Annotated in this window: 12 protein-coding genes; 4 read left to right on the forward strand and 8 right to left on the reverse strand. The window is 72.2% G+C overall.

The annotated features are described in order from the left end of the window. Positions 1–3 precede the first annotated feature (3 nt). Entirely contained in the window at positions 4–1,851 is a 1,848-nt protein-coding gene (gene ilvD / locus ABIH81_RS01465) for a dihydroxy-acid dehydratase (RefSeq protein WP_349878653.1), read from the forward strand. Between the two features lie 82 nt (positions 1,852–1,933). Continuing rightward, complete coding sequence (locus ABIH81_RS01470; RefSeq protein WP_349878654.1) at positions 1,934–2,656, forward strand: hypothetical protein; 723 nt, start codon at positions 1,934–1,936, stop codon at positions 2,654–2,656. Between the two features lie 86 nt (positions 2,657–2,742). Here the strand turns inward: ABIH81_RS01470 and ABIH81_RS01475 are convergent, their stop codons facing one another. Together ABIH81_RS01475 and ABIH81_RS01480 are read right to left on the reverse strand one after the other, a co-directional pair. After that, positions 2,743–2,916, reverse strand: coding sequence for a hypothetical protein (locus tag ABIH81_RS01475; protein WP_349878655.1), 174 nt, complete (start codon positions 2,914–2,916; stop codon positions 2,743–2,745). A gap of 104 nt (positions 2,917–3,020) precedes the next feature. Continuing rightward, positions 3,021–3,725: a TetR/AcrR family transcriptional regulator C-terminal domain-containing protein gene (locus ABIH81_RS01480; RefSeq protein WP_349878656.1), complete on the reverse strand. Its 705-nt coding sequence runs from the start codon at positions 3,723–3,725 to the stop codon at positions 3,021–3,023. A gap of 84 nt (positions 3,726–3,809) precedes the next feature. Between ABIH81_RS01480 and ABIH81_RS01485 the strand changes: the two genes are divergently transcribed. Next, on the forward strand, positions 3,810–4,493 hold the full coding sequence (locus ABIH81_RS01485; RefSeq protein ID WP_349878657.1) for a DUF4386 domain-containing protein: 684 nt from the start codon (positions 3,810–3,812) through the stop codon (positions 4,491–4,493). On the opposite strand, the gene ABIH81_RS01490 is transcribed toward ABIH81_RS01485, so the two are convergent. The 6 genes from ABIH81_RS01490 to ABIH81_RS01515 all read right to left on the reverse strand — a co-directional run bounded on the left by ABIH81_RS01490 (position 4,490) and on the right by ABIH81_RS01515 (position 12,263). After that, complete coding sequence (locus ABIH81_RS01490) at positions 4,490–6,181, reverse strand: SulP family inorganic anion transporter (RefSeq protein ID WP_349878658.1); 1,692 nt, start codon at positions 6,179–6,181, stop codon at positions 4,490–4,492. The genes ABIH81_RS01485 and ABIH81_RS01490 overlap by 4 nt on opposite strands. Further along, on the reverse strand, positions 6,178–6,516 hold the full coding sequence (locus ABIH81_RS01495; protein ID WP_013284484.1) for a metalloregulator ArsR/SmtB family transcription factor: 339 nt from the start codon (positions 6,514–6,516) through the stop codon (positions 6,178–6,180). Before ABIH81_RS01495 ends, ABIH81_RS01490 begins: the two co-directional genes overlap by 4 nt. 78 nt (positions 6,517–6,594) lie before the next feature. Further along, a complete protein-coding gene (locus ABIH81_RS01500) occupies positions 6,595–9,042 on the reverse strand; it encodes a glycoside hydrolase family 2 protein (RefSeq protein ID WP_349878659.1) in 2,448 nt (815 codons plus the stop codon). Further along, entirely contained in the window at positions 9,039–9,899 is an 861-nt protein-coding gene (locus tag ABIH81_RS01505) for a carbohydrate ABC transporter permease (protein WP_349878660.1), read from the reverse strand. Before ABIH81_RS01505 ends, ABIH81_RS01500 begins: the two co-directional genes overlap by 4 nt. Then, positions 9,896–10,909, reverse strand: coding sequence for a sugar ABC transporter permease (locus ABIH81_RS01510; RefSeq protein ID WP_349878661.1), 1,014 nt, complete (start codon positions 10,907–10,909; stop codon positions 9,896–9,898). Before ABIH81_RS01510 ends, ABIH81_RS01505 begins: the two co-directional genes overlap by 4 nt. 70 nt (positions 10,910–10,979) lie before the next feature. Next, complete coding sequence (locus ABIH81_RS01515) at positions 10,980–12,263, reverse strand: extracellular solute-binding protein (protein WP_349878662.1); 1,284 nt, start codon at positions 12,261–12,263, stop codon at positions 10,980–10,982. 350 nt (positions 12,264–12,613) lie between these two features. Here ABIH81_RS01515 and ABIH81_RS01520 point away from each other — a divergent pair, with 350 nt between their 5' ends. Further along, positions 12,614–13,639, forward strand: coding sequence for a LacI family DNA-binding transcriptional regulator (locus tag ABIH81_RS01520; protein ID WP_349878663.1), 1,026 nt, complete (start codon positions 12,614–12,616; stop codon positions 13,637–13,639). The last annotated feature ends 6 nt before the right edge of the window (positions 13,640–13,645 follow it).

Below are 13,645 nucleotides of genomic sequence, written 5' to 3' on the forward strand. Positions count from 1 at the left end.
CTCATGCCTGAGCTGCGGTCGAGGACCTCCACCCACGGTCGGACGATGGCCGGCGCCCGGGCCCTGTGGCGGGCCACCGGGATGACCGACGACGACTTCGGCAAGCCGATCGTCGCCATCGCGAACAGTTTCACCCAGTTCGTACCCGGTCACGTCCACCTCAAGGACCTCGGCGGCCTGGTCGCCGACGCGGTGGCCGAGGCCGGCGGCGTCGGCCGGGAGTTCAACACCATCGCCGTGGACGACGGTATCGCCATGGGCCACGGCGGCATGCTCTACTCGCTGCCCAGCCGGGAGCTGATCGCCGACGCGGTGGAGTACATGGTCAACGCGCACTGCGCGGACGCCCTGGTCTGCATCTCCAACTGCGACAAGATCACCCCGGGCATGCTGCTGGCCGCGCTGCGGCTCAACATCCCGACCGTCTTCGTCTCCGGCGGCCCGATGGAGGCCGGCAAGACGGTGGCGATCGAGGGCGTGGTGCACTCCAAGATCGACCTGATCGACGCCATGATCGCCTCCTCGAACGAGGCGGTCACCGACGACCAGCTCGGCGAGATCGAGCGCTCCGCGTGCCCGACCTGCGGCTCCTGCTCCGGCATGTTCACCGCCAACTCGATGAACTGCCTCACCGAGGCCATCGGCCTGGCGCTGCCCGGCAACGGGTCGACGCTCGCCACCCACGCCGCGCGGCGGTCGCTGTTCGTCGAGGCCGGGCGCACCGTCGTCGAGATCGCCAAGCAGTGGTACGAGAAGGACGACGCCTCGGTGCTGCCGCGCTCGATCGCCGGCCGGGAGGCGTTCGAGAACGCGGTCGCCCTCGACGTGGCGATGGGCGGCTCCACGAACACCGTGCTGCACCTGCTCGCCGCCGCCCGCGAGGCGGAGCTGGACTTCGGCGTCGCCGACATCGACGAGATCTCCCGCCGGGTGCCGTGCCTGGCCAAGGTCGCCCCGAACTCGCCGCAGTACCACATGGAGGACGTGCACCGGGCCGGCGGCATCCCGGCCATCCTCGGCGAACTGGACCGCGCCGGGCTGCTGCACCGCGACGTGCGCGCGGTGCACTCCCCCGACCTGGACAAGTGGCTGGCCGACTGGGACGTCCGGGGCGGCGCGGCCACGCCAGAGGCGGTCGAGCTGTTCCACGCCGCGCCGGGCGGGGTGCGCACCACCGAGCCGTTCTCCACCACCAACCGCTGGTCGACGCTGGACACCGACGCGGCCGGCGGCTGCATCAGGGACCGGGAACACGCGTACAGCGCGGACGGCGGCCTGGCCATCCTGCACGGCAACCTCGCGCCGGCCGGCTGCGTGGTGAAGACCGCCGGTGTGCCCGAGGAGTGCCTGACGTTCCGCGGCCCGGCCAAGGTCTACGAGTCGCAGGACGACGCGGTGACCGCCATCCTCGCCAAGGAGATCGTCGCCGGGGACGTGGTGGTGATCCGGTACGAGGGCCCGAAGGGCGGCCCCGGCATGCAGGAGATGCTCTACCCCACCTCGTTCCTCAAGGGCCGTGGTCTGGGCCGTTCCTGCGCGCTGCTGACCGACGGCCGGTTCTCCGGCGGCACCTCCGGGCTGTCCATCGGGCACGTCTCCCCCGAGGCGGCCTCCGGCGGGCTGATCGCGCTGGTGCGCGACGGCGACGAGATCGTCATCGACATCCCGGGCCGGTCGATCGAGCTGAACGTGCCCGCCGACGAGCTGGAGGCGCGCCGGGTGGCCGAGGAGAAGCGCGACCGCCCGTACACCCCGGTCGACCGGCAGCGTCCGGTGTCGGCGGCGCTGCGCGCGTACGCGTCGATGGCGACCTCGGCCAGCGACGGCGCCTACCGCCGCGTCCCCGAGTGACGTAAGGAAGGGCCCCCTATTAACGCCTCCGGTAGAGGAGGGGGCCCTTCTTAACGCCCGCGCGCCGGTAACATCCGGCGGCGTGGAGACGACGGTGAGCTACGCGCGACTGGTCCGGCCGGCGATCGACCGGGTGTACGTGGGCGCCCGCTGGGCAGCCCGCGCCCGGATGGAGGCGTTCTACGCCCAGCGGGGCTGCACACTCGGCGCGGAGAACAGCTTCTTCTCCGGTGTGCTGGCCCGGCCGATGCCGGCCGGGGCGCTGGCCGACGGCCTGATCTACACCTCCGGCAGCATGGACGAGGAACTGGCGCAGGGCGTCGTCGTCCGGGACGCCGAGGGCGCCTGGCACCTCACCGACCTCGGCCGCGAGCTGGCGCTGTTCGCCCAGCGGGCCACCGGTGAGGCCGCCGAGGAACTGTGGACCATGCTGCCCGGGGTGCTGCCCGGCCTGAGCATCGTGCCCCGCCTCGCCGACCTGGCCGGCCGCGTGCTGACGCACGCGCAGGCCACCGGCGGGCCGGCGTTCCGGGCGATGTCGCCGCCGTACGAGCCGGAGGGCGCCTCCCCGGCGCTGCTGCTCGTGACCCGGCTGGGCTCGCTGCGCCACCACCGCGCCGACGCGCACAGGGCCGCGTGGCGGGCCGCCGGGCTGACCGCCGACGAGATCCGTGCGCTGCCGGACGGCCCGCAACGCGCGGCGATCGAGGCGGACACCGACCGCCGCGACGAACCGGCGTACGCGGTGCTCACCGAGGCCGAGCGGTGGGAACTGCTGGCCGGCCTCGCCGCTCTGCCCAACTAGCGCTCTCGACCTTCACAGCCGTCGGGTGGAACGTCATGGGTGTCTACGGCCCCGTTTGACACCCATGACGTTCCACTCACGGCGCGTCAGGACTGGGTGGGATCCTCCTCGGCCGGGGCGGTGCCGTCGATCGGCAGGCCGAACTCCGCCGGTGAGTTCTCGTCGGTTCCGTCCAGGTCCGCGTGCGGCTCGTCCGGGGTGACGTCGTCGAGGTCGGCGCCTCCGGCGTGCAGTTCGGACAGCTCAACCGGATCAGTCATGCCGTCCTGGTACCCGCCCGGCGTCGCCCGAACCCGCCCGTCCGAAGACCGTCGAGCGACGCCCGCGCCTGTCCGTCAGGGCCGGACGTTCCACCCGACGGATTTCAGGCGCGCGGCCGGTGTCGCTCCAGGCCGTCGAAGAGCAGGTCGAGGGTGAACTCGAACTCGGTCTGGCTGTCGCACCACCCCAGAGTGGGATCCGCCGCGCCGTGCGTCTCGGCGGCGACCATCGCGGTCAGGTGCGGCAGCCGTTCGGCCAGCGCCATCAGCTCGGCCTCCGCCGCGTCCGCGTCGGCCTCTCCGCCCGCATCCGGCCGGAACACCTCCTGCGCGAAGCCGAGCGCCAGGCTGCCGAACGCGTGCAGCGCCCGGTGGGCGATCCGGTACGAGAAGCCGCCGTCGACGAGGGTGGCGAGGATGCCGTCGTAGTAGGCGTACACCCCGCCGGGGACGGTCGGGCGGGAGCTGAGCAGCGCCGGGGCCCACGGGTGCCGCAGCATGACCGCACGCGCGGCGAGGAAGCGCAGCCGCAGCCGGGTTCGCCAGTCCCCGCCCGGCGCGTCCGCCTCGGCCCGCTCGGCGGCTGCGATGATCTCCGCGGTGACGGCGTCCACGAGGCCGTCGAGCAGCCCGGCCTTGCCCGGTAGGTGGTGGTAGAGCGACATCGCCTCGACGCCGAGTTCGGCGGCGAGCCGGCGCATCGTGAGCGCCGCCATCCCCTCGGCGTCCACCAGGGCGATCGCGCTGGCCAGGGCTCGCTCGCGGCTCAGCGGCTCCCGAGGCTTCCTCGCTCCCATCCGGCTTCCCATCTCCCTTGACCTTACAACGTATGGTTGGCCTTACGACGTAAGGCGATCCAGCCACGGCACGTCGACCACCCCCGAGGAGCCGCCATGCACCAGCTGATCCGTACCGCCCGCGTGACCGGGCTGTTCTACCTCGGGCTCGCCGTCACCGGCGCGCTGGGGTTCCTCACCGTCCGTCCCATGATCTTCGACGCCGACGACGCGGGCGCGACGCTCGCCAACCTGGTGGCCCACGAGTCGCTGGCACGCGCCGGCATCGCGCTCGAACTGCTGGTCGTCCTCACCCAGACGCTCACCGCCGTCTGGTTCTACCGCCTGTTCCGTACCGTCGACGGCACCGCCGCGGGCAGCATCGCCGCCTTCGGGCTGGTCAACGCCGTCGCGATCCTCGGCAGCGCCGCCGTCCTCGCGACGGCTCTGCAGGTCGCGACCGGCGGACCGGGCGACGCCGGCACCGTCCAGATGCTCTACCTGGTCAGCGGGAACCTGTGGGAGGTGGGCGGGCTCTTCTTCGGCCTCTGGCTGGTGCCGATGGGCTGGTGCGTGCTCCGGTCGGGCCGGCTGCCCCGGCCGCTGGGCTGGGTTCTCGTCGCCGGCGGTGCCGGCTACGTGCTCATGACGTTCGTCGCGTACCTCGCCCCCGGCGCCGGCATCGCCGGCGACCTGCTGGTGGTCCCCGCGACAGTGGGCGAGGTCTGGATCCTCGGCTACCTGATCGTCTTCGGCGTGCGGAAGCAGGAGGAGGTGGACGCCGAGGTGACGAAAGCCTAGGCCGGGCTCGCGGCGAGGGCGACACTCCGGGCGTACCGGATGGCGGCCGGGGTGTCCGCGAACACCAGGCCCTCGCGGCGCAGTTCGTCGGCGACGCCGAGCGTGCTGAGCACCTGGTCGTGGCCGGGGGTGATGCCGGAGATCAGCACCGTGATCCCCCGGGCGCGCAGCCGGGCGATGGCGTCGCCGAGCACCTGGGCGCCGGTCGCGTCGATGGTGGAGACACGGGACATGCGCAGGATCACCACCCGTACGTCGGCCACCTCGGCCAGCTCCAGTAGGAACGTGTGCGCGGCGGCGAAGAAGAGCGGCCCGTCCAGCCGGTACGCGACGATGTGCTCGGCGAGCAGCGCGTGCTCCTCGGCGCTGTGCTCGCCCGCGTCCAGCGGCACCTGTTCCAGCTTGGCGCTGCGGGCCACCGCGCGCAGCGCGAGGACCACAGCGACGGCGAGCCCGACGACCACTGCCGTCACCAGATCCCAGATGACAGTGACGGCGAACGTCAGCACCAGCACCACCGCGTCGGCCCGGGTGGCCCGCATCAGCGCCAGCAGGGAGGCCGCCTCCACCATCCGTACCGTGGTGGCGAGCAGCACCCCGGCCAGGGCGGCCAGCGGGATGCGCCCGACGAGCGGAGCGGCGGCGAGCACGATCGCGGCGAGGGCGACCGCGTGGGTGAGCGCGGCCAGCTTCGAGGACGCCCCGGCGCGCACGTTCACCGCCGTACGGGCGATGGCGGCGGTCGCCGGGATGCCGCCGAACACCGGGGAGGCGAGGTTGGCCAGGCCCTGGCCGAACAGTTCCCGGTCCGGGTCGTGCCGCTCGCCGACCGTCATGCCGTCCGCCACCGTGGCGGAGAGCAGGCTCTCCAGGGCGGCGAGCGCGGCCACGGCCAGGGCGCTCGGCAGCAGCACGCCCAGCGCGCCGAGGTCCACGAAGTCCAGCGACGGCGCGGGCAGCCCCTGCGGCAGCTCGCCGATCCGGGCCAGGTCGATCGGGGCCAGCTCGGCGAGGATCGTCGCGGCAGCCACCCCGACCAGGGAGAACGGCACGGCGGGCCGCCACCGGCCGCCGAGCAGCATCAGCGCCGCCACGCCGAGCGCCAAAGCGATCGCGGCGGGCCGGGGCTGCGCGGCGAACCGGGCGACCGCGTCGGCGGCCACCGCCCACACCTTCTCACCGTGCGCGCCGGTGACGCCGAGCGCGGCCGGAACCTGTTGCAGCGCGATCACCACGGCGATGCCGGCGGTGAAGCCCTCGATCACCGGGGACGGCAGGTAGCGGACGTACCGGCCGAGGCGGGCCACCGCGAGCGCGATCAGGATCAGCCCGGCCAGCGCGCCGACCATCAGCACGCCACCGGCGCCGAACTGCTGCACCACCGGCACCAGCACGACAGTCATGGCCCCGGTGGGACCGGAGACCTGGAGGTTGGAGCCGCCGAAGACCGCCGCGACCGCTCCGGCGACCACGGCGGTGACCAGGCCGGCCTGCGCGCCGAGCCCGGAGGTGACGCCGAAGGCGAGCGCCAGCGGCAGCGCCACCACGGCGACGGTGAGCCCGGCGAGCAGGTCACGCCGGGGTGAGCGGCGCGCTGCCGCCCAGTCGGCCCGGCCGGGCAGCAGCCCGTGGAACAGCCGGCCCGCCTGCCGGACGAGGTCACCGGCGCGAAGGGCAGCCGCGCTCACCGGTCCGTCCCGGAGGCCCGCAGCTCGTCCAGCAGCGCGTCGCGGTCGGTGAGGACCGCGCCGAGGATGCGCCGTCCGGCGGCGAGCAGGTCGGCCACGTCGGGGGTGCTGAGCGCGTACATCACCAGCGGGCCGTCCCGGTACGAGGTGACCATGCCGGCGCGGCGCAGCACGGCGAGCTGCTGGGAGAGGTTCGACGCCTCCACGTCGATGGCCGCGAGCAGGTCGCGGACCGGCTTGGGCCCGTCCTGGAGCAGTTCGAGCACCCGGATGCGGACGGGGTGTCCGAGGGTGCGGAACAGCTCCGCCTTGGCCTGGTACAGCGGCACCGACACGACTCACCCCTCCGACGACTCTGAAGACTTTAGCACTTGCAGAAATCTTCAAATCGACGGAGATGGGGGTGTGACCCCTCAGACGAGGTCGTTGACGCAGCGCAGCACCGGGCGGCGGGTGAGCGCGCCCGCGTCGAGCGGGCCGGGCGCGTGCACGGTGAACGTCGCGCTCTCCCCCGGCAGCAGCGTCACCAGGGCCCGGTCCACCTGCGCGGCCGGATCGAGGCGATCAGGGAACAGCGTCAGGTCGCGCAGCACCGTCCGGGCGGTCACCCGGACCCGCCGGCCGCCGTCGGCCGGCTCGACGGTCGCGTCCCACTGCGCCGCGGGCCACCGCACGTCGCGGTCCTCGGCGAAGAACCACAGCGCGCGCTCCGCGGCGTCCCCGGCGTCCGCGACGAGCAGTTCCGCGCGGCCGTCGTCCGGCCGCGCCAGCTCCGCCGGCAGCGCCAGCACCACCGAGGAGTACGCCGGGACGTCGAGGTCGACCGAGGTCTTCGCCCTCGGCTCCCCGGTGAGGGTCAGCCGTGTGACGGTGGCCGGCCCGCTCCACGCGTCGGCGGTGTCGTTCACCGCCACCAGCGCCAGCCCGCCGTCGCGCGGCTGCACCGTCAGCAGCCGGTCGGCGTAGGCGCGGCGCAGCGCGTACCACAGGGGTTTGCGGCGCCCGTCGCCGTCGATCGCCGACCAGGACGTGACCGGCCAGCAGTCGTTCAGCTGCCACACGACGGTGCCGGTGCAGACCGGCCGGTACGAGCGGAAGTGCTCCACGCCGAGCTGGATGGCGCGGGCCTGGTTGAGCTGGGTGAGGTAGTGCCAGTCGTCGAAGCCGGCGGGCGGCGGCAGGTGCGCGTCCAGCCCGCGCTGGAGCTTGCGGTCCCCGTCGGCCGCCTTCTGGTGGTGCGCCATGCCCGGCGAGTCGTGCGCGAGCGGATCGTCGGAGAGGGACCGGCGCAGCGTCGCGTACGCGGGCGGCGCCTGGTAACCGAACTCGGCCACGAACCGGGGCACGTAGTCCCGGTAGCGCGTGTAGTCGTCGGTGTTCCACACGTCCCAGATGTGCGTGGTGCCGTGCGCCGGGTCGTTGGGGTGGACGTCCTCGCTGCCCGACCAGGGGCTACCCGGCCAGTACGGGACCGTCGGGTCCAGCTCGCCGACGATCTCCGGCAGCAGCTCCAGGTAGTAGCCGCGTCCCCAGGTGCGCCCGGCCAGGGGTTCCTGCCAGTCCCAGTCGTGCCAGCCCCAGATGTTCTCGTTGTTGCCGGTCCAGAGCACCAGCGAGGGGTGCCCGGCCAGGCGCGTCACCTGCTCCCGCGCCTCCGCCTCGACCTCGGTGCGGAACGGTTCCTCCTCCGGGTACGCCGCGCAGGCGAACAGGAAGTCCTGCTGCACCAGCAGCCCGAGGGAGTCGGCCAGCTCGTAGAAGTCGTCCGACTCGTACCGGCCGCCGCCCCAGACGCGCAGCAGGTTGACGTTCGCGCCGGCCGCCTGGGCGAACCGCTGCGCCAGGCGCTCCCGGGTGACCCGATTCGGGAACGCGTCGTCGGGGATCCAGTTGACGCCCCGGACGAACACCGGCACGTCGTTGACGTGCAGCGCGAACGGGGTGCCGTGGGCGTCGGGCGTGGTGTCGAGCCGTACCGAGCGGAACCCGATCCGCCGGGACGCGACGTCCAGCTCCCGGCCGTCGGCGCCGTGCAGGCTCACGTCGAGGTCGTGGAGCGGCTGGTCGCCGTACCCGACCGGCCACCACAGCGCGGGGTCCGCGACGGTGAGCGTCACGACGGCGGTCCGTTCCCCGGCCGGTACGGCGACCTCGGCGATGACCCCCGCGACGGCGGCGCGGACGGTCAGCGGCTCGTCGGCGGCCCGCTCGACCTCGGCGCGCAGCTCCACCCGGCCGGTCCCGTCGACCACCGTGACCAGCGGCCGGACCGACGCGAGCCGGGCGGTGGACCAGGCGTGCAGGCCGATCTCCTGCCAGACGCCGGCGGTGACGAGCGTCGGTCCCCAGTCCCAGCCGAAGTTGCAGGCGGTCTTGCGGATGAAGTGGAACGGCTCCGGGTACGCGTTCGGCCGGTCACCGAGCCGGTCCCGGTGCGCCTCGGCGTACCGGTACGGGGAGTCGAAGCGTACGGCCAGGGTGTTGCCGTCCGGGCGCAGCAGCGCGCGGACGCCGAAGCGGTACGAGCGGTGCTGGTTCTCGGTGCGGCCGACCTCGACGCCGTTGAGCGTGACGGTGGCGACCGTGTCCAGGCCGGCGCAGACCAGGTCGACCCGGTCGTCGTCGCCGGGGCGCCAGGTGAACGTGGTCTCGTAGACCCAGTCGGTGCGGCCGATCCAGGTGAGGCGGTTCTCGTTGTCGTCCCGGTACGGGTCGGGGATGAGGCCCGCCGCGAGCAGGTCGGTGTGGACGCAACCGGGGAGTGTGGCCGGCACCGCCGTCCCGGCGATCTCCGGTGGCACCGCCGGACCGGGCTCGGCCCGCAGCGTCCACCCCTCGTGCAGCAGCGTTCGACGGCTCACGACTTCACCGCGCCTTCCATGATTCCGCGGACGATCTGACGTCCACCGATGAACAGCATGACCAGCAGGGGGACGGTGGCGATGAACGCGCCCGCGAGCACCCGCCGGTAGATCACGTAGTTGCCGCTGGCCAGGTCGGAGACCGCCACCATCGACGTCGGGTAGTCGGTGCCGCTGAGCGTGATCAGCGGCCACTGGAAGTCGTTCCAGGTGGCCACGAACGTGAGCAGGCCGAGCACCGCCAGGGCCGGGCGGATCGCCGGGAGCACGATCGTCGCGTACACCCGCATGGTCGTGGCGCCGTCGACCCGGGCGGACTCGATCAGCTCGTCCGGGACGGTGTTCACGATGAACTGCCGCATGTAGAACACGCCGAACGCGGTGACCAGGCCGGGCGCGATGACCGCGAGCAGCGTGCCGTTCCAGCCGAGCCTGCCCATCACGATGTAGAGCGCGACGATGCCGAGCTGGTTGGGCACGGTGAGCGTGAGCACCACGAACAGCATCAGTGCGCGGCTGCCCCGGAAGCGCAGCTTGGCGAAGGCGAACCCGGCCAGCGAGCAGAAGAACAGCACGGAGGCGGTCACCACGGCGGAGACGATGACGCTGTTGACGAGCGACGCGGCGAAGTAGACGTCCTGGAGGGAGAAGACCTCGTCGACGTTGGTCAGGAAACGGTCGCCGGGGATCACCGCCGGGGGCAGCTTCGCCAGCGCCTCGTCGTCGCTGGTGGCGATGACGAACATCCAGTAGAGCGGGAACGCGGCGAACAGCATGCTCACCGCGAGCAGCAGGTAGGTCCACAGCCCGGCCGGGGTGTCCTGTGGCGCCCGGGCCACCACGCGTCGCGTCGTCACCGGCGGCCTCCGGAGAGTCGGTTGGTCAGCAGGTAGTTGAGGCCGGCCACGATCAGGATGATCAGGAACAGCGCCCAGGACATCGCGGCGGCGTACCCGAGGTTGAGGTCCTTCCAGCCGACCTTGTAGATGAGCTGGGCGATGGTCTGCCACTCGCCGTCCGGCCCGCCGGTCGCGGCCTGCGCGTTCGGGTCGAACAGCATCGGCTCGGTGAACAGTTGCAACCCGCCGATGGTGGACAGGATGACCGTGAACAGGACCACCGGCTGGATCATCGGCACGGTGATCCGCCAGAGCTGCTTCCACGGCCCGGCGCCGTCGATCGCCGCGGCCTCGTAGACGTCGCGGGGGATGGACTGCATGGCGGCCAGGTAGAGCAGCGCGTTGTAGCCGATCCATTTCCAGTTGACCATGGTGGCGATGGCGATCCAGGCGTGCAGCTTGTCCGCCCGCCAGTCGATCGGGTCGTCCGGGCCGCCGATGCCGAGCAGGCCGAGCGCCCAGTTCGCCATGCCGAAGTCGCGGGAGAAGAAGACGCTGAACACCATCGTCGAGGCCACGATCGGTGTCACGTACGGCAGCAGCACGCCCACCCGCCACCAGGTCTGCGCCCGCAGCCTGCGGTTGAGCAGCGACGCGACGAGCAGCGCGAGCAGCAGTTGCGGCACGGTGGAGAGCAGGAAGATGCCGAATGTGTTGTAGAGGGCGTTCCAGAAGTCCTCGTCGGCGATCAGGCGGCTGAAGTTCCCGGCGCCGGCCCAGTACGGCAGCGTCGGGTCGTCCAGCCGGTAGTTGCGCAGCGACACGACCGCGTTGAACAGCAGCGGGAACAGCCCGAACACCACGAAGAGCAGGAAGAACGGCGCGATCATGAGGTACGGCATGTACCGCATGTCGAAGCGGTACAGCCGGTCGCGCCAGGTCATCCGCCGGTCACCGGCCGCCGTACGGCCGCGCTTGCGCGCGGGTGGGCGGCCGGGCGGCGCGGGCGCGGCACGGGTGCTGGACATCGGTTCACTCCAGGGCCGGGAGATCGGACGGTGACGGGGCGGACCGGGCCGCCCCGCCACCGCTGACACGTCAGGACTTGGCGGCCTTCTCGGCCTCCTTGACCGCCTCGGACCAGGCGGCGTCGGACTTGAGCGACTTGTTCTCCACCCGCCGGATCACGTTCTCCACCGCCACCCGGGTCGGGCCGTTCTTCCGGCCCAGGTACTGCGGGGTGAGGCCCTGCGCCATCTTCGGGAAGATCTGGCCGACCGGGGCGTCGTTGAAGAACGGGTTCTTGAAGTCGGCGATGGCCGGGTCGGCGTACAGCGCCGGCTGCGACGGCAGGTTGCCGACCTTCTTGAAGATCTCGATCTGCTGCTCCGGCGCGACCAGCCAGGTCAGCAGCTTGTACGCCTCGTCGACGTTCTTGCCCTGCTTGGGCAGCGTCAGGAAGGAGCCGCCCCAGTTGCCGCCGCCACCGGGTACCGCGGCGATGTCCCACTTGCCCTCGGTGCCGGGCGCGGTGTCCTTGATATGGCCGAGCATCCAGGCCGGGCAGGCGAGCACCGCGAACGCGCCGCTGGTGAAGCCCTTGTCCCAGTCGGCCTGGAAGCTGACCAGGTTGGCCGAGAGCCCGGCGCCGACCGCCTTGACCGTGTAGTCGAACGCCACCTTCGGGCCCTGCTCCATCCGGAGCTGGTCCTGCTCGTCGTAGAAGCCGACCGGCTGCTGGCCGAGGATCGGGTTGAACAGGTTGGTGCCGGCGTCGATGAACTTCTTCTTCGTCGCGGCGGTGTACTGCTGGCCGACCTCGATGAACCTGTCCCAGGTGGGCCAGAGCGCGGACACCTGGTCGCGTTCGGTGGGCAGGCCGGCGGCCTTGAACAGGTCGGTGCGGTAGCACATGGCCAGGCCGCCGACGTCGGTGCCGAGGCCGATCTGCGTCTTGCCGTCGGCCGACAGCGACTGCTTCCACTTCCAGGGCAGGTACTTGCTCTCGTACGAGCCGGCGCCCTTGTCGAGCAGGTTGACGAACTTGTCGGACTGGCTGCGGAACTGGACCATGAAGCCCTCGTCGATCGCCGCGATGTCCGGCGCCCCGTTGCCCGCGACCAGCTTCTTCTGCAGGTCCTCGTGCTGGGCGTTGTACTCACCGGAGTTGAGCTGGATCTTGACGTTGGGGTGCTCGGCCTCGTACTTGGCCTTCAGATCCTGGAGCCCGAAGTCGCCCCAGAAGTTGATTTTCAGCGTGACCTGCCCACCGGCCGAGTCCGAGCCGCCGGTGGTGCTCCTGCCGCTGCATGCGGCGACCATGACCAGGCTGACGGCACCGACGGCGGCCACGCGCGCCAGGTGCGTCCAGGACCGTTTCATGTCATCCTCCGCGCCGAATGGGAACGCTCCCGATATCGAGGAACGTTGACTGAACCGGATAAGTGAAGCCACCGTACGGTTCACCTTCGGGGCTGTCAACGGGCGGTTACCGATGTGCTCGTCCGGTAACCTCGTCCCCGCTCACGACTGCGGTTCAGGTCCGTTCACGGCAGGTGCCGGACAGTCGGCGCTCTAAGCTGAACCGCACAAGCGACGGCGCGCCCGATGCCGTCCGCGGCCACCGCCGGTGGCATCCGGGCCCGGCGCGGCGTGCAGTAGCGTCACCAGACGCCGGTGATCCGGCGACCGAGATCGCCCGCGAGGGCCGGACACAGTGGAGGAACGCTTCGGTGAAGCGGCCGACCATCGCCGACGTCGCCCGGCGCGCCGGGGTCTCCAAGGGCGCGGTGTCGTACGCGCTCAACGGGCAGCCCGGTGTCTCCGAGGCGACCCGCCGGCGGATCCTCGCCATCGCCGCCGAGATCGGGTTCCGGCCCAGCAGCGCCGCCCGCGCGCTGTCCGGCGCCACCGCCAAGGCGGTCGGGCTGGCGCTGTGCCGGCCCGCCCGGATACTCGGCATCGAGCCGTTCTTCATGGAACTGATCAGCGGCGTCGAGGCCGAACTGTCGGCCCGCTCGTACGCGCTGACGCTCCAGGTGGTGAGCGACCAGGAGGCCGAGATCGCGGTCTACCGGCGGTGGTGGGCCGAACGCCGGGTGGACGGCGTGCTCGTGTGCGACCTGCGCACCGACGACCGGCGGGTGCCGGCGCTGGAGGAACTGCAACTGCCGGCGGTGGTGATCGGCGGGCCCGGGCACACCGGCGGCCTGGCGAGCGTCTGGTCCGACGACGCGGCGGCCCTGGTCGAGACCGTGGAGTACCTGGTCGCGCTCGGCCACCGGCGCATCGCCCGGGTGGGCGGGCTGCCCTCGCTGCTGCACACCGAGATCCGCACCGAGGCGTTCACCGGCGTGTGCCGGCGGCTCGGGCTGGACGAGGCGTCCACCGTCTGGTCCGACTACACCGGCGAGGAGGGCGCGCGGGCCACCCGCCGGCTGCTCAGCTCCGCCGCCCGGCCGACCGCGGTGATCTACGACAACGACGTGATGGCGATCGCCGGGCTCTCGGTGGCCCAGGAGATGGGCCTGACCGTACCCGGCGACCTGTCCATCGTCGCCTGGGACGACTCACCGCTCTGCCGGCTGGTGCACCCGCCGCTGACCGCGCTGGGCCGGGACATACCGGCGTACGGCGCGCACGCCGCCCGGCAGCTCCTGGCCGTGATCGCGGGCGAGCCGGCCGCCGTCGTGCAGGACGAGACCGCGCACCTGACGCCGCGCGGCAGCACCGCCCCACCTCGTACGACAGCTCGCTGAACCGGT

The organism is Micromonospora sp. HUAS YX12, assembly GCF_040215685.1.
Classification (GTDB): Bacteria; Actinomycetota; Actinomycetes; order Mycobacteriales; family Micromonosporaceae; genus Micromonospora; species Micromonospora tulbaghiae.

Excerpts from the sequence above, each read along its gene's own strand:
- ilvD (WP_349878653.1), top strand. The coding sequence starts at position 4 with ATGCCTGAGCTGCGGTCGAGGACCTCCACCCACGGTCGGACGATGGCC.
- ABIH81_RS01480 (WP_349878656.1), bottom strand. The coding sequence starts at position 3,725 with ATGGGAAGCCGGATGGGAGCGAGGAAGCCTCGGGAGCCGCTGAGCCGC.
- ABIH81_RS01515 (WP_349878662.1), bottom strand. The coding sequence starts at position 12,263 with ATGAAACGGTCCTGGACGCACCTGGCGCGCGTGGCCGCCGTCGGTGCC.
- ABIH81_RS01475 (WP_349878655.1), bottom strand. The coding sequence starts at position 2,916 with ATGACTGATCCGGTTGAGCTGTCCGAACTGCACGCCGGAGGCGCCGAC.
- ABIH81_RS01485 (WP_349878657.1), top strand. The coding sequence starts at position 3,810 with ATGCACCAGCTGATCCGTACCGCCCGCGTGACCGGGCTGTTCTACCTC.
- ABIH81_RS01510 (WP_349878661.1), bottom strand. The coding sequence starts at position 10,909 with ATGTCCAGCACCCGTGCCGCGCCCGCGCCGCCCGGCCGCCCACCCGCG.